Here is a 17,987-nt window from a genome sequence, read left to right on the forward strand (position 1 = left end):
ACTTTCATAACACCATTTATCTCTACTTACCCAACAAGCTTATGCTAAGCTGTGCTGCCACTAACTTTGCAACCGGTACTCTATAGGGTGAGCATGACACATAATCGACCCCTGATTTGATAAAAAATTCTATGGACTGTGGATTCGCTCCATGCTCTCCACATATACCGAGTTTAATTTCTTTTCGGGTTTTTCTGCCTCTTTCAATGGCTATCTTGACTAACTCCCCTACCCCTTCGACATCTAGCACTTCAAATGGATCATTTTCGAATATGTTGTTTTCCTTATAGGAATCGAGGAAATTAACTGAATCATCTCTTGAAAGTCCCATGGTTGTTTGCGTTAAATCATTAGTGCCAAAACTAAAAAATTCTGCGTGTTTTGCCAGTTTGTCAGCAATAAGTGCTGCTCTTGGCAGTTCTATCATCGTTCCGATTGAATAATTCACATCGAAATTTTCTGCTTCTTTCTTTATTAACTCGCAAATCAGAACAAACTCTTTCTCGCTCATGATAAAAGGGATCATGATTTCAGCTACCTTTTTTTCCTTCTTTAGCTCATTTGCAGCACTGAGTATTGCCCTAATCTGCATTCTATATATTTCAGGATGAGAAATAGCAAGCCTGCAGCCCCGGTGGCCAAGCATGGGGTTCTTTTCTGATAACTGTGCTATTTTATTTTTTACTGATTCAACTGACTTATTGAGCGATTTAGCAATTTTTTCTATAGTAGACTGATTATTGGGTAAAAATTCATGTAGAGGTGGATCAAGTAAACGTATAGTGACTTCCTTGCTCTCCATAATAGAAAATATTTCTTTGAAATCAGACTTTTGCATTTCCTCCAGTTTAATGAGCACATTTGCCCTTTCATTTTCATCGTCAGCTATTATCAACTTTTGAATGAATTCGATTCTATCACTAGCAAAAAACATATGTTCTGTGCGACATAAGCCTATACCTTCTGCACCGAATCCTTTTGCAATTTTTACATCTTTTGGAGTATCAGCGTTCGCTCTCACTTTGATCGTTTTAATTTCATCTATCCAGTTGATTATCGTTTTGAATTCTTGTGATAATTCAGGTGAAATTGTAGGAAGAATGCCAAGCATAACCTCCCCCGTTCCTCCGTTGATGGTAATCGGTTCACCTTTATTTACTTTTATATCCCCTATAGAAAGGAAAGTTCCATCTTTATCGATATAAAGTCCACTCACACTGCAGATGCATGGCTTACCCATTCCACGAGTTACAACAGCGGCATGCGAGGTCATACCTCCCCGCGCTGTTACTATTCCACTTGCAGCATTCATTCCATTAATATCTTCAGGGCTCGTCTCTGATCTTACCAAAATTACTTTTTTACCCTGTTCTGCAGCTTTTTCAGCATCACTTGCACTGAATACTACATATCCGGAAGCAACCCCTGGAGAAGCCGGTAGTCCCTTCCCTATTACTTTTTGGTCACTCTTAACGTCAAGAACTGGATGCAATAAATTGTCAAAAGTTTTTGGATCAATTCTCAATATCCCTTCTTCTTTTGTAATCTTTCCTTCGTTTACCATATCAACTACTATGCGAATAGCAGCTTCAGCCGTGCGCTTGCCAGACCTAGTCTGCAAAATCCATAATTTACCGTCTTGTACAGTAAATTCGATATCCTGCATGTCTTTATAATGCCTTTCAAGTTTTTCACATACCGCACATAATTCCAGGTAGACACTTGGCAGCAACTTCTCCATGGTATTTTTCTGCTCTCCGTCAATTGGCATAGGAGTATAAACACCAGAAACCACATCCTCACCCTGAGCATTAACCAAAAACTCACCAAAAAGCTTTTTTTCTCCAGTTGAAGGATTTCGTGTAAATATCACACCAGTTGCAGAATTATCATTTAAATTACCAAAAACCATTGCTTGCACGTTGACCGCTGTTCCAAGGTTTTCAGGAATATTATGTATTCTTCTATAGGAAACAGCCCTATCATTTTTCCAAGAGGCAAATACTGCATTCACTGAGCTGAGCAATTGCTCTTCAATATTCTGCGGAAAGTGTTTTCCTGTTTTTTCATGTACTATCCTTTTGAAATTGCTAACAATTTCTTTTAAAACATTAACATCAAGATCAGCTAAGCTTTTTGCTCCACTCTTTTGCTGTTCATTATCAACAACATCTTGAAATAGGTGATGATCAAGCTGTAGTACAACATTGGAGTACATCATGATAAAACGGCAGTAGCTATCGTAAGCAAAACGTTCGCCACTTTTTTTTGCAAGTCCAATAACTGTTTCATCATTTAAACCAACATTTAAAATAGTATCAAGCATGCCTGGCATTGAACTAACACTACCAGAGCGTATTGAAACTAATAAAGGATTATTTGAATCCCCAAATTTACAACCGATGTCATTTTCGAGCATCGCCATATAGTTTTTAATTTCATTGCATAAATCAATAGGTAACCCGTCACTTTGGTAATAGACTGTGCAAGCAGAGGTGGAGATTGTGAAACCAGGAGGAACGGGGATGCAAATATTGCACATTTCTGCTAGATTTGCTCCCTTCCCTCCTAGTAGATTTCTCATTGCTGCACTGCCTTCACACTTGCCTCGGCTAAAGTAATATACTGACTTTTCTCTCATTTTCTTTCCAGATTTTCACTAATATACATACTATTCTAATAAATTTGTCAGGTGAGAGTAATAAATTTTGTAAAATTCAGCACAACTAAGTAGCCCCTTTTCCTTTCATTCCAGTGTCCCTATTGTCATCCCAGGCCTCTGTGGTGTCATGAAAGTAGCTGGCACTGGAAGTTGGTAAGCATAAAAGTAATGTTGAAATACAACGTTTCGATGACTATGAAAGAGCTGGATCCCAGTACTGCCATCATAAAGGAACCAGTGTCAGCTACTTTCCTCCTGCAAATTGCAATGTGTGTACAGTTATGCGTGTGACACTGGGATGAAATCTTATTCGCTACTCCCACTCAATAGTTGCTGGTGGCTTGGAAGTTAAGTCATATACAACCCTATTTACTCCGGAAACGTTATTAACGATTATGTTGCTAACATTTTGCAAAAAATCCCAAAATACTAACGAATGTTGACTTTTATTTTCAAATGGAAATGCATCTGCCGTCATACCATCGGATGATGTTATAGCTCTCAAAGCACAAACATATCCATATGTACGATTATCTCCCATAACCCCCACAGTTTTTATTGGTAACAGTACAGCAAAAGCCTGCCATATTTTATCATATAGATCATAATTTTTCATTGTGTTGATATATATTTCATCTACTTCCTGCAATGTTTGCACCTTTTCCTCATCGACTTCACCTATGATCCTTACTGCAAGCCCAGGTCCAGGAAACGGATGTTGAAATATTATCTCATCTGAAAGACCTATTTCTTTGCCAAGCGGCCTTACTTCATCTTTAAAGAGGTAGCGTAAAGGTTCTACTAGTTTCAGATTCATTTTTTCTGGCAACCCACCAACATTGTGATGAGATTTAATTGTACTAGTATTTGCTGAAGCGTGCCCTGATTCAATTACATCGGAGTAGATTGTGCCTTGCATTAAAAAATCCACATCACCTATTTTTTTCGCCTCTTCTTCAAATACTTCAATAAAAGTATTGCCAATAATCTTTCGCTTTTCTTCTGGATCAGTTATTCCCTTTAGCTTACTTAAAAACAAGTTTGATTTATCAACGTAATTTATCGAAATCTCTTTTAACATAGCAGTGGTCTGACTCTTGCGTAATAACCCAGTATCGATAAAAATACAGTTTAATTGCTTTCCTATAGCTTTATGTGTGAGAACTGATGCAACACTTGAATCAACCCCCCCACTTACTGCAGCAATTACTTTTTTCTCCCCTACTAAGTTTTTAATTTCTTCCTTCTGCTTTTCAATAAACGACTTCATTGTCCAATCTCTCTCACAATTCGCAATATCCAAGAAATTAGAGAGCAGCTTACTACCATTTATTGTAGGCTTAACTTCAGGGTGGAACTGAGTACAGTAAATCTTCCGCTTTTCGTTGGCAATTATTGCGATTGTTTGATTTATTACACCTGAGGCAATAACAGTAAATCCTTGCGGTATAGTTTCGACACTGTCTGCATGGTTCATCAGCACATCGACTTCGGAATTAACTTCCCAAGTATCCTTTATAATTGGAGATTCTTTTAGTATCTTGATTTTAGTTTTGCCAAATTCCTGATTGAATCCTTTTCTTACCTTTGCCCCGAAATAATGACAAATAAGTTGCTGTCCATAACATATTCCAAGTATAGGAGCGTTTATTGTCTCGTTAAGTTTTATAATTTTATGTGCTACTTCACTTACTTCAGAGCAATTATCATTTACAGATTGCGGCCCTCCAGAAAAAATAAATCCATTGAATTTTGATACTGTTTCAAAATTGATGTTGCTTAGAAATATCTCACAGTAAACGCCCATTTCCCTGATTTGTCTTGCGATCAGCTGTGTAAATTGTGAACCAAAATCAATAATGGCAATTGCTGACAATGTGCTCCTCCATATTATTTAAAGCAATGTCTGATAATAAAGAAAATAATGGAGTAAGTAAACTAAGACCTGTTTTAAAGCTTTGACGGACAGCGTGGGTTGGCTATGATCTATTTTTATCTAAGAAGAACTTTTTACGGTGGTACTTCAGAACCCCTCTTTAGGGTTAAGACATACTTCCAATTCTTCCCAACCACTATAACTTCCACCACCAACCAATGCTATACACACTCCGGATAGAGACTTAGCCTTAATCACTTTTCCAGTTTTGTTATCTACAAACTCTTCCACTCCCTCAACTTTAATTTCGTATTTCTGGTCACTATTTGAGCGATCCCATACAAGTATTTTTCCTATAAATATAGCTTTGATGACCTCTTTATTTTGTACTTTATATGTTAAAAATAAGTCTTTATAAGTATTACAAAGTGGTAATATAAAGATGTGTAGAGAAGAGGAACCGTATTCAACCTTGGTCATAGGGACCGTCTTGCAGCAAGGTTCTCTTCTCTTAAGTTGTAATAGTTTAAGGAAATAATCAACTTGATCAGGTACATGTTGTTTAAAATATAAAAAATAAAGAAGTAATAGCTACGGAATACACTAATGCTATTTCACGTGATAGTACATTAGCATATAACATGCTAAAAAAAATAGAGAGATAAGTACAATATCTTATCCCTCTACGCAGATGCATTTTATGATGCAACGAATGTGTATAAAATATGTAAAGAATATAATATAAAGCCTATAATACGGCCAAGAAAAGATGCAAAAATCTACATGTCAGAAAGAAATGAAAATATTAGTATAATAAGGTTGAGTGAGAATTATAAAGATGGCATAGCAAATTGGAAGAAGAAATGGTGCGAGGTCCTACGTTGAAAGCTACAATGCCTTACTTCTTGAAGATACAAGCTTTTTCTTTAGACTTAAAAAAACATTTGGATTTAGTTTAAAAAATAAGTCTGAAATAAATCGTGTGTCAATCAAGTGCTATTTAATAAATGAATTTACTAAAATTGGTACTGCTAAATTTGAGATAGTTATGTAAAGTTTTATCATTCTTAATAAATTAAGGAGCTATGCAACAAAGCCGCGCTCCACTAAACAGATACTATTTTTTGCATTTAATTTACAGTAAGCGTGAACCTGTTACGTGTAATGTTCTTCCACATAATCACTAATAATTGCCTTAAATTCTTCAAAAATATTATTACCTTGTAAAGTTTTGAAATATTTGCCGTCTTTGTAGACTGCTGAAACAGGTTTTTCCCCATATCCAGGCAGGCTGATCCCCAGATTTGCATGTTTGCTCTCTCCGGGACCATTTACTATGCATCCCATAACAGCGATGCTCATATGCTCTACACCTGGATTCTTTTTCTTCCATATCGGCATATAAGTTTTTATGTAGCCATTTACTTCCTCAGTTAATGTACGAAAACGATCGCTACTTGTGCGCCCACAACCAGGACATGAACTAACCTGAGGGTTAAAGTAGCGCAAGCCTACAGACTGTAGTATTTCCTGACACACTACCACCTCATTAGTGCGTGATTCACCAGGACGCTGAGTTAAAGAAGCTCGTATAGTGTCTCCAATACCATTTTGCAATAAATAAGTAAGCCCCGCTGTGGTATTTATCACGCCTTTATCGCCCATACCAGCCTCAGTTAAACCCAAATGCAGCGCATAATTGGAAGATTTTGCAAGTGCCGTATAAACTAAAATCAAATCTTGCACTCTACTGATTTTACACGAAATGATTATTTTATCTGCACTAAGGCCAATTTCTTCAGCTTTTTTTGCACTGCCAAGAGCAGACATTACAAGCGCCTTACGCAATATAACATCAGAAGGTTTTGGATCACTGGACAAGGAGTTTTCATCCATTAGTTTTTGTGAAAGGTACTTATCAAAACTACCCCAATTTACTCCAATTCTGACAGGAAGATCATGCGTTATTGTGTACTCTATAACTTTTTCAAATTTTTCATCACGTTTGTCGCCAAAGCCTACATTGCCTGGATTCATCCTAATTTTACCCAGCATCTTAATGTTGTCTGGATAATTCTGAACTAGCCTGTAGAGCTCATATTGTCCGCAGCCTACTAATATCTTATCATCAAAACCCTCTTTATTTATTTCCTCTACGATATAAGGTATTGCTTTTGCTACCTCCTCTGAATTCAAAGCAATTCGCACCAACTCTGAACCTGCATGCACTAGTTCTATTATTTCTTTTGCATATTGCTTAGCACTGCTTTTTATGTTGTCAGGATCTATATGTACACCAAGCGCCATAGATTGAACGACTATAGGGTTATTTCCACCTATCTTCACTTGTCCAACTTTTACAGTATGAGTTTTATGCCTGGAAATCGGCGATAATTCATATGCATCATCACTCAATATCAAGTCTTTATCTAGCATACCATTAGTCGCCAATATTGTGATACTATTTTACTGTGTCAGCTACACTGCCAAATGAATTTGAACCATTAAAACTAGAATCTACGTTATTCAAATCAGTGATAGAATCATGTGAGCATGTTCTTCTTGAAGGAGTTTCTTTTATAGTGATATTTATAGGAGAAACTTTCTTTTCTCGTGTTGAATTCCCTTCTTGTTCATGCTGCTCGCTTTCATACTGGGAAACTGGCTCTTGATCTATAAATACAGCACCCTTTAAACGGGCAAGATTAATACCATGCTGATTTATCATAGCATCCTCTTCATCTTCAACTATGCAGGCTCTTACGTCGTTTGGCTCATTATCAAGGCTAGCAATTTTTTTTTCTTTTAATTTTTTGATTAGATCTTCTTTATTCACGTTAGCATTAGATTGACCTTGTAACTTTTTTTTCTTGAGAATCTCCCCACGCTTTTCATATAATTTATACGACTCAGCAAAATCCTCATCTATATGAAAATTTGTACCACCAGGGTTACCAGGAGGTATGTACCTCTTACTGAGCTTTACTTTAGACTTAGCTTCAGCATCATGCACAATAAAGGAACTAGAAACTAGAAACATTAATATAAAGAAAATTTTAGAAAAGAACTTGAACATACCATAGTGAATATCGTGCCTTAAAAGATAGCAATTAACAAACTTTAAGTAAACCTGAATCTTTACTAACTTTATAATACAAACATTTTTCTAAAAAATTTACTATCAAAACCTACATAATCTAAAGGAAGTTTAAGGTGTTACAAATTTTACGTAACACCTTTTCAAGAAGAGCATTATGCTTTTCTTTGTTGTAAGTTATTATTCAGTTTTTCGGTATCACCCACATTACTAAACTTCCCATTTGGTTTATCTTGAGATAAGTCGCTTTTCTTTTCTTTATCGAGCTTAACTCCTTGATAGATACAGAATGCAACAAAACTAGCTATCGCTGTTACAGCAAAAGCAGTGGCTATGGTGCAAATTATTATTGCTTGTTCTTGCCCCCCTACTATCTCTGCAAATGTCTCTACTTTTTCTTCTAAGCCTGTAAATTTTTCTTGCAGGCCGTTTAAGTGCTCTTGCATACCTTGAAACTTCTCAATACCAATCTTTTCTTCTAATGCACCAAAAACTTTTTCAAACTGCTCAACGTCTATCTTTTGAGCTTCTTGCCATTCTTTTAATGCACAAAAAACTTTTTCAAACTGCTCAGCATCTATCTTTTGACTTTCCTGCAATGCTGTTACATCTGATTTATCAAAACCGAACACAAATTTAGTTATACCCATTTTTAACCCCCTAGCTAATTAATATATTATAATTTTACATTCCCAATGTTTAAATTATTATTAAATTAACTATCATTATACATTGATCTTAAAATAACTTTCCTCGACCTGAAGGTTTAAGTTAGCGATTATTCTACCAATATCTCTCTCTTTCCTGAGTAACTTGGAGTGCTGACAATACCTTCTTTCTCCATTCTTTCAACAATATTTGCAGCTCTGTTATAGCCTATTCTAAGCTGCCTTTGAATGTAACTAGTCGAAACCTTTTGATCCCTCTGAATGATGGCCACCGCTTGCTTGTATAGATCGTTCTCTTCATCTTCTGTTTTACCTTCTGATTCTGCGAAAGAATTTTCATCTTCTTTAGTGATTTCCTCCATGTAGTTTGGCTCACCTTGCGTTTTCAGATGATCAACTATATTTTGTACCTCATCATCGCTCACAAATGGACCGTGAACTCGAATAATCTTACCACCAGAAGCCATATAAAGCATATCACCCATACCGAGTAACTGTTCAGCTCCTTGTTCACCTAGTATTGTACGGCTATCTATTTTAGAAGTTACAGCAAAACTGATCCTTGTTGGAAAGTTTGCCTTGATGACGCCTGTTATCACATCTACAGATGGGCGTTGTGTTGCCATTATGATGTGTATTCCTGCAGCACGAGCCATTTGAGCTAAACGTTGAATAGAGCATTCTATATCTTTGCCAGCAACAAGCATCAAATCTGCCATTTCATCCACAATCACCACAATATATGGAAATGTTTCCATTTTAATCGGTATTTTTTCAAACAAAGGTTTACCTGTTGTTGAATTAAACCCTATTTGCACAACACGTTCCAACTCTATTCCACTATTCATCGCTTCTGTGATTTTTTGATTATAGTTTATTACATTGCGCACATTTAAATACGACATCATACGGTAGCGATTTTCCATCTCTTTTACTATCCACTTAAGAGCAATAACAGCTTTTTTTGGCTCTGTTACCACTGGCGTTATTAGATGCGGTATTGCATCATATATTGAAAGCTCAAGCATTTTTGGGTCAATCATTATCATCTTGCATTCATCAGGACTTAATCGATAAACGAGCGACAGAATCATAGTGTTAATTGCAACTGATTTACCTGAACCTGTGGTTCCAGCAACAAGCAAGTGGGGCATTTTAGTCAGATCTGCAATAACTGATTTTCCACTTATTTCCTTGCCAAGCGCAATCGGAAGATTTAAGTTTGCATTTTGGTATTCTGGCGATTCAAGTAAATCACGCAGCATAACAATTTCTCGTTCTTTGTTTGGCAATTCTATTCCCATGGCATTTTGTCCACGAATTATTGAAATACGTGCAGAGAGTGCACTCATTGAACGTGCAATATCATCTACAAGGCCAATCACTCTTGCAGATTTTGTGCCGGCTTGTGGTTCAAGTTTGTATAAAGTCACAACTGGCCCATAGCATACACTGATAATTTTTCCTTGCACGCCAAAATCACTCAGGACCTGTTCGAGCAGAGATAAATTCTTATTGCTCTCTATTTCATTCAGCTGTTTTCTCTGCACAGATTCTTCTACTTTAGAAAGTAAGTGAATACTTGGAAACTCAAACTCGCTAGAAAGTGGTTTAAAAATCTCTTCAGTAGCCTTTTTCTGTTTTTCTTTTGGTTGTTGTCTAGTGGTTCTATATTTTTCTTCTACTACTAATGGTGCAACTGAATATTCAGCAGTTTTGCGTAATCTGAAAAACAAAACCTTTGCAAAAAGGTAAATCATTTTTTTACATAAGAAGAGTAGAGAATAAATCACTCTCTTCCAACCAATCAGTCCTACAATACCTATTGATGCTACTACTGCAAATATGTAAAATTGGAAGTTATTAATTAGTGCATTTCCTATTATTCCACCGTGCATGTACCTTGCAGTGATGCTGAGCGAAAGTTGTGCTAATGTAGCGCATATTCCTAAATTGATTAATATTAAATAGAGAATTTTCAGCAGCCTTTTTGATATCAAAAAGTAAACTATAGTTGTAGCTATTGTAATATTAGTGAGTCCAAGAAGTTGAACTAATATATCAGCTAAATATGAACCAACTACTCCACCTAAATTTGTTACTTCCTCATTTGTAGCTGTGTTTAAGGATGGATCTTTATAGTTATAGCTAAAAACTGATATACATATATATATTAAGAGCGACAGGTATATCGCTGATTTTAGGTGTTTTTTTAACATCTACTTAAAGTAGTAAGTTACTGTATATTTTACAAAGTGAATCATTATTAGCAATATCATTACGGATAAATCTAACCCATTGAACGGTTGTATATACCTTCTGATAACCTTTAGTGGAGGATAGGTGAGTCGATTTAAAGTTTGCATTATGTTGCTTACAACTTCATTATACATGTTAACCACATTAAGTTTAATCAACAAATCGAGAACAACTGAGCATATTAGAATGAAGCTGTAAAGATCAAGTAGCAGGTTAAGCAAGTATATGATTGGATGCATATTACTAATTTATACTAAAACCTATTATGTGTAGTGATATGTATAAAATCAAGTCTTACAATAGATTTCTTGCATTACCTCCTGTCATCCCAGTGCTTGACACTGGTTCTTTTTTTGGATTCCAGCGTCACGCGCTGGAATGACAAAGAAGAGTGAGCCGCTAATTTTTCATAAGGTTATGCAAGAAATCCAATCATTTTTATGCTAAAATAAAAATAAACAATAACCTATAGGATATTGTAATCTTTGATTCCAAGTGGATAAAAAATTTATTGATAAATTAACGGAGAGATGTATATTATATGAATAATTTTTCAATATTATATGCAAGATAAGATTCAGGTATTTTGCACCATTTTTCTTACCCCATTACTTAATAAGACCACTTCTTTTAATTAATATTTTTTATTTATAAAATTAAGTAACTACTTATCATAAAGTTGATCTATAGATATAATACTACCATTTGATGATTTTTTAGCAGATTTTTCATTTTCGTATTCTTTATTAGAATCAACACTAAATACTAAAATATCTCCTGAAATTTTATTATGAAACTCACTAATAGCAAAAAACGGTACAGTGACTTGTTCTTGTTTTCCATGAAAACTCAAACTGACGCTAAACTTATCCTCAAGAACTCTTAGATCATAAAATTGATGCTGTAATATAACAAGCATTTGAGTAGGGTATGATTCTTTCAAGGAGTCTGGTATGACAACACCATCAAAGTGCGTAGAAAATAGTATTTCTAAGTGAGGAGTGAAACCACTCACTGATATAGTATCTAAAACCTTTTTGACAACTTGAAATTTGCTAGAATTAAGCGACTTCTGATAATCTGTTTTATCCATATAACCCTTACATGTGTAAATTTTTAGGGAACTTCTGTTACCCGGCGTTCCCTAAACCGTGCTTTTCACAATGAAGTTATAGTGCTTAAATTAAGCAGCTAATGCAACATTGTCTTCAGCAGCAAAGTTATCGTTTGCATCTAAATTATGAACTCTTAGTGGTGGTATCTAACCGAGCAAAGCTACCATCTTTACTATGCATGTCGATCCTTACTCGCCCCCGTATCAATCAAAAAACATGGTGGAGGCGCCGAGTACTGCCCTCGGGTCCAATACACCTATTACAAGGTAATTTTATTGCCATAGTGCATAAAAAACACACACATGCTTATTATACAGTAGTATTGAATAAATGTCAAGTTATTGAACTCCAAATTGATTGGCAACTAAAAAACTAATATAAAAATTACTTCGCCTATTTATCTAATCTTAGTATACTCACAGTAGAGGTATTTTTAGAGCTCAAAATCTATCTTCGTCTGCAGACTTTTTTATAAAATAATTCAAACTAAGTAAAAAATGTAGCGTATCTTCTTCAGCGCACATGGGTGCACACATATGCTTAATCTCTGTCGTGTGTGCGTTGCATTTTTTCTGTTCTTTATTAACATGGGGGATTCTATGCCTAATTCTTAACAAAAAATTGCTCAAATGCTTGTGTAGCTATTGAATTTACTGAATTCAAGAAAGTAAGAGACAGTATGAGAAGTAACATAAACCGAAAAAAGATGAGTTGTGGAACAAAAAATGCAGACAATTGTGGAAAATTGCCTGCGTAACTAGGCTATTTTGCTTCTCATAATTAAATCAATGCAGCTGCACTAGAAGAAAAGTGGATATGGAAAATCATTTTCGTATTGATCTTGTGAATCAATTACCGCTTTGTGTTCTGATAACATCAGAGAAGCTTCTTCATCAGGTAAAATAGTTTTTTCTGTAAGAACCTTTACTACGTCTTCCCTTTCACTAGAAATAGCATAATCCAATGGAGTCTTTCCTTCGTTATCTTGTATATTGATTTCTGCACCTTTGTTTAGTAGCCTCTCTGCTATCCATGTGTTCTGTCCTAGAATAATAACAGCATAATGTAAAGGAGCCTTTCCTTCATTATTTCGTATATTAACATTCGCATCCTTTTCTATAAGAAGCTCTACTACTTTTGCACAGCCATTTCTAGATGCTAAACACAGTAAGTTACTTCCACCAAATGAATTAGCATTTATATTAAATTCATCATCTTCCATGCATTATACATATCAACATCATGTTGCTGCAGCTCACTTTTAAATTTTTCAATTATGTTAGATGAGCTTACTTTGTCATCATTATCAATCCTATATAGTATTTTTTGTAATATCGACGTGTTACTCATAACGTTCTCCGATTTTTAAGATTAATGTTAATTATAGTATAAATCAAGCTATTGAAAGTAAAAGTATTCGGTGTAATCACTATTATTCTATAGATGTTAATATAATTTTAGTATCTGTTCGTGGGTATCGTAAATATTGAAGCAAGAGTAGTGTCATTCCAGTGCTTGACGCTGGAATCCAGACTTTGATTGTTATACTTGTAAATAAGTATAATGGATAATGGTCTTGGTGAGAATAAGAGTTCATCTGAAATGTAGTATTTTTGTTGAAATAGCTCAGCTAGATTCCAGTGTCAAGCACTGGAATGACACCATTAGATTTAACCTTACACTAAGTGAATTAGTAGCAGTTCTAAATAAAAAAATGTGGTCTCATAACGATATTGCCTTTATTGACAATACGAAGTTCTTAAAGAAAATTCAAGGTTACCCAAGTCAAGAACTTACATCTACAAATGTGAATATAGCTAAGGCTGGTATAAAGGTCGTTTGCAGTGGTTAATATACTAAGAGAATCGGATTTACCTTAAGTAAGCTATTCACCAACTGTCAAATAAAAAATTCATATCTTAAAAGGATCATACACATTAATTTCCTTAGTTTTCACTTTCTCGTTTAATAATCTCAAGATGGGCTGTAAATCATCGTCGATTGATAAGCACAGTACTTCTCTATCAAGATAATTGGCCAAATGATTCTTCTTCTCAAGAATTTCTGCTTCTTCCAATAAGTCGCATTTGCTTAATACTACAATTTCTTCCTTCTTAATAAGGTCGCTATTGTAAAGCTTCAGCTCACTATGTGTACAATTATAAGCTGAGATAATGTCATCGTGAGTTACATCGATTAAATGTAGCAAAACTCTACATCTTTCTATGTGCTTTAAAAACTTGTGCCCGAGCCCAACTCCAAGATGAGCATCAGCGATTATCCCAGGAATATCTGCTATGACAACTTCACTATAATCCACTTTTGCTACACCTAAATGTGGTCTTATAGTAGTAAATGCATAATCGCCTACTTTCGTATCAGAATTTGAGCAGCGGGTTAAAAATTTCGATTTACCTGCATTCGGCATACCAATAATGCCAACATCAGATAAAACTTTTAACTTCAATATTATATTTCTTTCCTCGCCAGGCTGACCATGAGTAAAATATCTTGGCGCTCTATTAGTAGAAGATTTAAAGTTAGTATTTCCAAGCCCACCTTTTCCACCTTGCACTACTTGAGATTCCATGTCGGGTTTATCAAGATCTACTATCACTTCCTCACTTGCTTCATCGATTATTTGTGTACCAACTGGAACTTTAAGTATAACATCTTTTCCTGCTGTGCCAGATCTATCTCTGCTTGCACCACTTTTTCCACTACCGGCTTTAATGTGCCTCATGCAACGAAAGTTAAGCAAAGTGTTGAGATTTGCATCACTGATGAAAATTATGTCTCCTCCCCTGCCCCCATTACCACCATTTGGACCACCAAACTCAACGAATTTTTCTCGACGAAAACTCGCGCAGCCATCGCCACCATCACCTGCTTTTAAATATAATTTTACTTCATCTATGAAGTCCATGCCAACCCACGATAATATTTAGCATTTTCTCTCAATGAACTTTCTATTCTCATTAATTCATTATACTTCGCAAGCCTATCAGAGCGCGACAGGGAGCCAGTCTTTATTTGTCCACAATTTGATGCAACTGCTATGTGGGATATCGTTGTGTCTTCTGTTTCACCTGAGCGGTGAGAAATAATAGCCTTGTAGCCATTTGATTTTGCCATTTCAATAGCAGCAAAAGTTTCCGTAAGTGTTCCTATTTGATTTGGTTTAATTAGTACAGAATTTGCCATTTTTTCCTCTATTCCTTTACGTATTAGGTCACAATTTGTAACAAACAAATCATCCCCAACCAGTTGAATTTTATTTCCTAGCTTTACAGTAAGTAATTTCCAACCTTTATAATCGTCTTCACTCATTGCGTCTTCTATAGAAATTATTGGATATTTTTCCACAAGGCCGCAATAGTACTGAGCCAATTCCTCTGAAGTGAGCTCTCTGTTTTCAAATTTGTAAATTCCATCTTCATAAAAAGTAGATGAAGCGACATCAAGACCCAGTGCAAAATGATTTTTCATCGAATAACCTGCAGATTCCACAGCCTGAATTATCAAATTAAGAGTTTCTTCAGTGCTCTCAATGTTTGGTGCAAAACCACCTTCATCCCCTACATTTGTACTATAACCTTTTTTCTTAAGAATGCTGCGCAAGTTATGAAATACTTCTGCAGACATTCTGATTGCTTCACTGAAAGTTTCAGCACCAACCGGAAGAATCATGAACTCTTGAAAGTCAAGTTTATTGTCCGCATGTACTCCACCATTAATTACATTAATGAGTGGAACTGGCGTCTGCTCTTCCACTAACTGCTCTTTTTCAAAATATCTATATAGCGGCATTTTAAAGCTGTTTGCCGCTGCTTTTGCAACTGCAAGAGACACACCCAAAGTTGCATTTGCTCCAAGTTTAGATTTATTTTTTGTTCCATCCAGCTCAATCAAAGCTTTATCAATTGCATTTTGATTTGTTGCATCCATGCCAATGATTTCATTTGCTATCACTCCATTTACAGCTTGAACAGCTTTCAGCACTCCTTTACCACAATACCTTTTTTCATCCTGATCTCTCAGCTCCAATGCTTCTAGTTTACCAGTTGAAGCCCCAGAAGGCACAGCTGCTCTACCTATTGCTCCATCACAAAGTTCTATTTCCACCTCAATGGTTGGGTAACCCCTGCTATCTAAAATTTCTCTTGCAAATACGCTGCTGATTGTTCTCATATTAACCTATACTTTTGCCATAAGTACTGCAGTTTCTTTCGCTAGTTTAGCTATATTACTACCAGCACCAATAAATAATACTATATCACCGGAATTTGTCGAATTACTAATAAAATGTGAAATGAGCAGAGCATCATTCATAATCTTTACATTATTAAACCCATTACTAATTAAAGCTTTTTGTATATCATCAATTCCACAGCCGGGAATAGGCTTATCTTCTGGAGGATGGACAGGAGTGAGAATTACATAATCAAACATCATGAAAATTCGTACGAACTCATCAAAAAAATTACGAATACGAGCAAAACGAAGCGGCTCGATAATTCCTATTACCTTTTTTTTAGCAATCGAACGTGCTGCTACCAGGGTTGCCTGTATTTCGTTTGGATGATGAGCGTAATCCTCAATTAACTTAACACCTTTAATATCGGCAATTAAAGCAAATCTCCTTGCTACTCCTTTAAATTCCAAAAGACCTTTTTTAATGTCCTCATCGCTAATTCTGAGTTTTACTGCAACCGATATTGCAGCTAGGGCGTTGCTGACTTTATGCATTCCTATTGCATTTGATAGCACTATGTTTTCTATAATCCTAGTACAAGGTTGCACATTTTCTTTTTGTCTTTCAAAAGCGAGTTCTTTTAATTGAAACACTATATGTACATTATCATCATCAACTTCAATGCGTTGCACTAATTTTCTAATTATATTAAGCTTAGTCTCCCAATCTGCATCATACTTCTCCTTCGCTATGTGCCCTCTTACCATCTTAACTTCTTTCCATACCACCTTTTCTATTATATCCGCGCGTATTGATCTGTTATTACATTCACCAAAACGTTTTCCAGGACAACGATAGTAACTTCTTCCTCCCTTAGCATTACTCATTCCATAATAAATGGATTTACAATACTGACATACAATTAATTCTTGTAATAAGTATTTTCTTCCACTTTGTTGCATTTTTTCTATTTGTAGCTTTTCTTTTTCCACGCTGTATCTCTACGACTTATATCTATTTTGCCTATAGTAAAATACGCACATAATGAGCCAAATCAAAGAAAGTGCAAACCAAGTAACTGCATATTCCAAATGCTTAATTGGCTGTACAGTGAATTTACCGCTGAAACCTTGCTTCCACAACATGCACTTCTCTAGCTTAATACCTAGCTCATTGGAAATTTCTTCTGTACTTAGAGTAAACCACATATTTGAAGCAATATCATTTTTGATAAACCAATTTTTGCTACCATCACAATACAAAACTCCATCGGCAGCTACTTTTTCAATTTTTGTTTTTTCCTCTTTTTTTTCTCTGACTATCCCTTTGTTTATTAACATGTAATGTCCAGTGGTAAGCAACATAGGAGACAGTACATGATAGCCACGTTGTCCTGCAAAAACATATAGCTCTATGTCGCTTAGAACTCCGTCAATTTTGACGTGTCTGTAGTTAAATTGTGCGAGGTCATCGTTAGGCAATAAATGAACAACTGGAAGATCCATATTTTTGATAATATTATTCTTCCAGCTCAATCTAAATAATTGCCATAACCCTAGTGAAAAAAGAAGTAGAAAAGGTATAATGAAAACAAATACTGTTTTTCTTAACACCCTATATTTGTGTTCTTAAATAGTTTTCAACACCCATTAGTTCAATAAGGTCAATCTGTTTTTCAATCCAATGGAAGTGCTCTTCCTCATTTTTCAATAATTCTTCTAATAACATTACACTAACGAAATCTTTTTCTTTTTCGGCGACAAAAATTGCCTCTCTGATATCTTTGATACCCTTGTCCTCTAATTTCAAATTAGCTTCTAAGATTTTCTGTATTGTATCTTTTGTAAATTTTCCATCACACTTTGATATCTCATTTGTATCTTGAAAATTTGGTACACCTCTAAGCAATAAAATCCTTTCTGCTAGCTTGTCTGCATGTTCAAGTTCTTCGTTAAGCTCATTTTTTACCTTTTCTGCAAGTCTATTAATTCCACTGTTTTTGAGAATCGCAAAATGCAAAAGATACTGGCGTACAGAGGTCAGCTCATTGGTTAATAATTTGTTCAAATGTTTTACTATCTCTTCATTCATAATCTTCCCTTAGTTCAATTTATC

At 35.4% G+C, this 17,987-nt stretch carries 17 protein-coding genes, 1 other RNA gene and 2 pseudogenes; 2 read left to right on the forward strand and 18 right to left on the reverse strand.

Annotated features, from left to right (window positions below; all coding sequences use genetic code 11):
• Nucleotides 1–22: 22 nt before the first annotated feature.
• The 3 genes from ppdK to ABLO99_RS04080 form a co-directional block, all read right to left on the reverse strand.
• On the reverse strand, nt 23–2,641 hold the full coding sequence (gene ppdK / locus ABLO99_RS04070; RefSeq protein WP_349968393.1) for a pyruvate, phosphate dikinase: 2,619 nt from the start codon (nt 2,639–2,641) through the stop codon (nt 23–25).
• Nucleotides 2,642–2,975: 334 nt separating this feature from the next.
• Nucleotides 2,976–4,538 (reverse strand): glutamine-hydrolyzing GMP synthase, encoded by a 1,563-nt coding sequence (gene guaA / locus ABLO99_RS04075; protein WP_349968394.1) that lies wholly within the window; start codon nt 4,536–4,538, stop codon nt 2,976–2,978.
• 147 nt (nt 4,539–4,685) lie between these two features.
• Complete coding sequence (locus tag ABLO99_RS04080) at nt 4,686–5,018, reverse strand: hypothetical protein (RefSeq protein ID WP_047758804.1); 333 nt, start codon at nt 5,016–5,018, stop codon at nt 4,686–4,688.
• Between the two features lie 234 nt (nt 5,019–5,252).
• On the opposite strand from ABLO99_RS04080, the gene ABLO99_RS04085 reads away from it, so the two are divergent.
• Nucleotides 5,253–5,423 carry a hypothetical protein gene (locus ABLO99_RS04085; protein WP_238580339.1) on the forward strand — a complete coding sequence of 57 codons (171 nt, stop codon included), beginning with the start codon at nt 5,253–5,255 and terminating at the stop codon, nt 5,421–5,423.
• Nucleotides 5,424–5,693: 270 nt separating this feature from the next.
• On the opposite strand, the gene ispG is transcribed toward ABLO99_RS04085, so the two are convergent.
• The 9 genes from ispG to ABLO99_RS04130 form a co-directional block, all read right to left on the reverse strand.
• Nucleotides 5,694–6,974, reverse strand: coding sequence for a flavodoxin-dependent (E)-4-hydroxy-3-methylbut-2-enyl-diphosphate synthase (gene ispG / locus ABLO99_RS04090; protein ID WP_047758805.1), 1,281 nt, complete (start codon nt 6,972–6,974; stop codon nt 5,694–5,696).
• A gap of 25 nt (nt 6,975–6,999) precedes the next feature.
• The gene (locus ABLO99_RS04095) at nt 7,000–7,614 is read right to left on the reverse strand and encodes a TRP75-related protein (RefSeq protein WP_349968396.1); all 615 of its coding nucleotides are present in this window, start codon (nt 7,612–7,614) and stop codon (nt 7,000–7,002) included.
• 176 nt (nt 7,615–7,790) lie between these two features.
• Nucleotides 7,791–8,285 carry a hypothetical protein gene (locus ABLO99_RS04100; protein WP_349968397.1) on the reverse strand — a complete coding sequence of 165 codons (495 nt, stop codon included), beginning with the start codon at nt 8,283–8,285 and terminating at the stop codon, nt 7,791–7,793.
• Nucleotides 8,286–8,413: 128 nt separating this feature from the next.
• Complete coding sequence (locus ABLO99_RS04105) at nt 8,414–10,522, reverse strand: FtsK/SpoIIIE family DNA translocase (protein WP_349968399.1); 2,109 nt, start codon at nt 10,520–10,522, stop codon at nt 8,414–8,416.
• Nucleotides 10,523–10,801 (reverse strand): YggT family protein, encoded by a 279-nt coding sequence (locus ABLO99_RS04110; RefSeq protein ID WP_153295411.1) that lies wholly within the window; start codon nt 10,799–10,801, stop codon nt 10,523–10,525.
• A gap of 425 nt (nt 10,802–11,226) precedes the next feature.
• Nucleotides 11,227–11,655 (reverse strand): ClpXP protease specificity-enhancing factor SspB, encoded by a 429-nt coding sequence (locus ABLO99_RS04115; protein ID WP_349968400.1) that lies wholly within the window; start codon nt 11,653–11,655, stop codon nt 11,227–11,229.
• Between the two features lie 22 nt (nt 11,656–11,677).
• Nucleotides 11,678–12,018: a transfer-messenger RNA gene (gene ssrA / locus ABLO99_RS04120) on the reverse strand.
• A gap of 458 nt (nt 12,019–12,476) precedes the next feature.
• Nucleotides 12,477–12,899, reverse strand: coding sequence for an ankyrin repeat domain-containing protein (locus ABLO99_RS04125; RefSeq protein ID WP_349968402.1), 423 nt, complete (start codon nt 12,897–12,899; stop codon nt 12,477–12,479).
• Nucleotides 12,875–13,027, reverse strand: a complete 153-nt coding sequence (locus ABLO99_RS04130) for a hypothetical protein (RefSeq protein ID WP_349968404.1) — start codon at nt 13,025–13,027, stop codon at nt 12,875–12,877. Before ABLO99_RS04130 ends, ABLO99_RS04125 begins: the two co-directional genes overlap by 25 nt.
• 229 nt (nt 13,028–13,256) lie before the next feature.
• Between ABLO99_RS04130 and ABLO99_RS04135 the strand changes: the two genes are divergently transcribed.
• Complete coding sequence (locus tag ABLO99_RS04135) at nt 13,257–13,529, forward strand: hypothetical protein (protein WP_161794182.1); 273 nt, start codon at nt 13,257–13,259, stop codon at nt 13,527–13,529.
• Between the two features lie 60 nt (nt 13,530–13,589).
• Here ABLO99_RS04135 and cgtA read toward each other — a convergent pair whose 3' ends face one another.
• The 6 genes and pseudogenes from cgtA to bfr form a co-directional block, all read right to left on the reverse strand.
• Nucleotides 13,590–14,603, reverse strand: a complete 1,014-nt coding sequence (gene cgtA, locus ABLO99_RS04140) for an Obg family GTPase CgtA (protein ID WP_047758812.1) — start codon at nt 14,601–14,603, stop codon at nt 13,590–13,592.
• A complete protein-coding gene (eno, locus tag ABLO99_RS04145; RefSeq protein WP_349968405.1) occupies nt 14,591–15,868 on the reverse strand; it encodes a phosphopyruvate hydratase in 1,278 nt (425 codons plus the stop codon). Before eno ends, cgtA begins: the two co-directional genes overlap by 13 nt.
• Nucleotides 15,869–15,874: 6 nt before the next feature.
• Nucleotides 15,875–16,459: pseudogene (locus tag ABLO99_RS04150) on the reverse strand (glutamate ligase domain-containing protein); the annotation flags it as partial.
• Nucleotides 16,460–16,699: 240 nt separating this feature from the next.
• Nucleotides 16,700–16,834, reverse strand: a pseudogene (locus tag ABLO99_RS04155) (zinc ribbon domain-containing protein); the annotation flags it as partial.
• A gap of 39 nt (nt 16,835–16,873) precedes the next feature.
• A complete protein-coding gene (locus ABLO99_RS04160; RefSeq protein WP_349968407.1) occupies nt 16,874–17,485 on the reverse strand; it encodes an SURF1 family protein in 612 nt (203 codons plus the stop codon).
• A 1-nt stretch (nt 17,486) separates the two neighbouring features.
• Nucleotides 17,487–17,963: a bacterioferritin gene (gene bfr / locus ABLO99_RS04165; protein WP_349968408.1), complete on the reverse strand. Its 477-nt coding sequence runs from the start codon at nt 17,961–17,963 to the stop codon at nt 17,487–17,489.
• Nucleotides 17,964–17,987: the final 24 nt, after the last annotated feature.

Origin of the sequence: Wolbachia endosymbiont of Armadillidium arcangelii, from assembly GCF_040207875.1 — a bacterium.
Lineage (GTDB): Bacteria > Pseudomonadota > Alphaproteobacteria > Rickettsiales > Anaplasmataceae > Wolbachia.

Coding starts and splice junctions, on each gene's coding strand:
- ABLO99_RS04115 (WP_349968400.1), bottom strand. CDS start 11,655: ATGGATAAAACAGATTATCAGAAGTCGCTTAATTCTAGCAAATTTCAA.
- ABLO99_RS04125 (WP_349968402.1), bottom strand. CDS start 12,899: ATGGAAGATGATGAATTTAATATAAATGCTAATTCATTTGGTGGAAGT.
- ABLO99_RS04130 (WP_349968404.1), bottom strand. CDS start 13,027: ATGAGTAACACGTCGATATTACAAAAAATACTATATAGGATTGATAAT.
- eno (WP_349968405.1), bottom strand. CDS start 15,868: ATGAGAACAATCAGCAGCGTATTTGCAAGAGAAATTTTAGATAGCAGG.
- ABLO99_RS04100 (WP_349968397.1), bottom strand. CDS start 8,285: ATGGGTATAACTAAATTTGTGTTCGGTTTTGATAAATCAGATGTAACA.
- ABLO99_RS04080 (WP_047758804.1), bottom strand. CDS start 5,018: ATGACCAAGGTTGAATACGGTTCCTCTTCTCTACACATCTTTATATTA.
- ABLO99_RS04095 (WP_349968396.1), bottom strand. CDS start 7,614: ATGTTCAAGTTCTTTTCTAAAATTTTCTTTATATTAATGTTTCTAGTT.
- ppdK (WP_349968393.1), bottom strand. CDS start 2,641: ATGAGAGAAAAGTCAGTATATTACTTTAGCCGAGGCAAGTGTGAAGGC.
- ABLO99_RS04105 (WP_349968399.1), bottom strand. CDS start 10,522: ATGTTAAAAAAACACCTAAAATCAGCGATATACCTGTCGCTCTTAATA.
- ABLO99_RS04110 (WP_153295411.1), bottom strand. CDS start 10,801: ATGCATCCAATCATATACTTGCTTAACCTGCTACTTGATCTTTACAGC.
- cgtA (WP_047758812.1), bottom strand. CDS start 14,603: ATGGACTTCATAGATGAAGTAAAATTATATTTAAAAGCAGGTGATGGT.
- bfr (WP_349968408.1), bottom strand. CDS start 17,963: ATGAATGAAGAGATAGTAAAACATTTGAACAAATTATTAACCAATGAG.
- ispG (WP_047758805.1), bottom strand. CDS start 6,974: ATGCTAGATAAAGACTTGATATTGAGTGATGATGCATATGAATTATCG.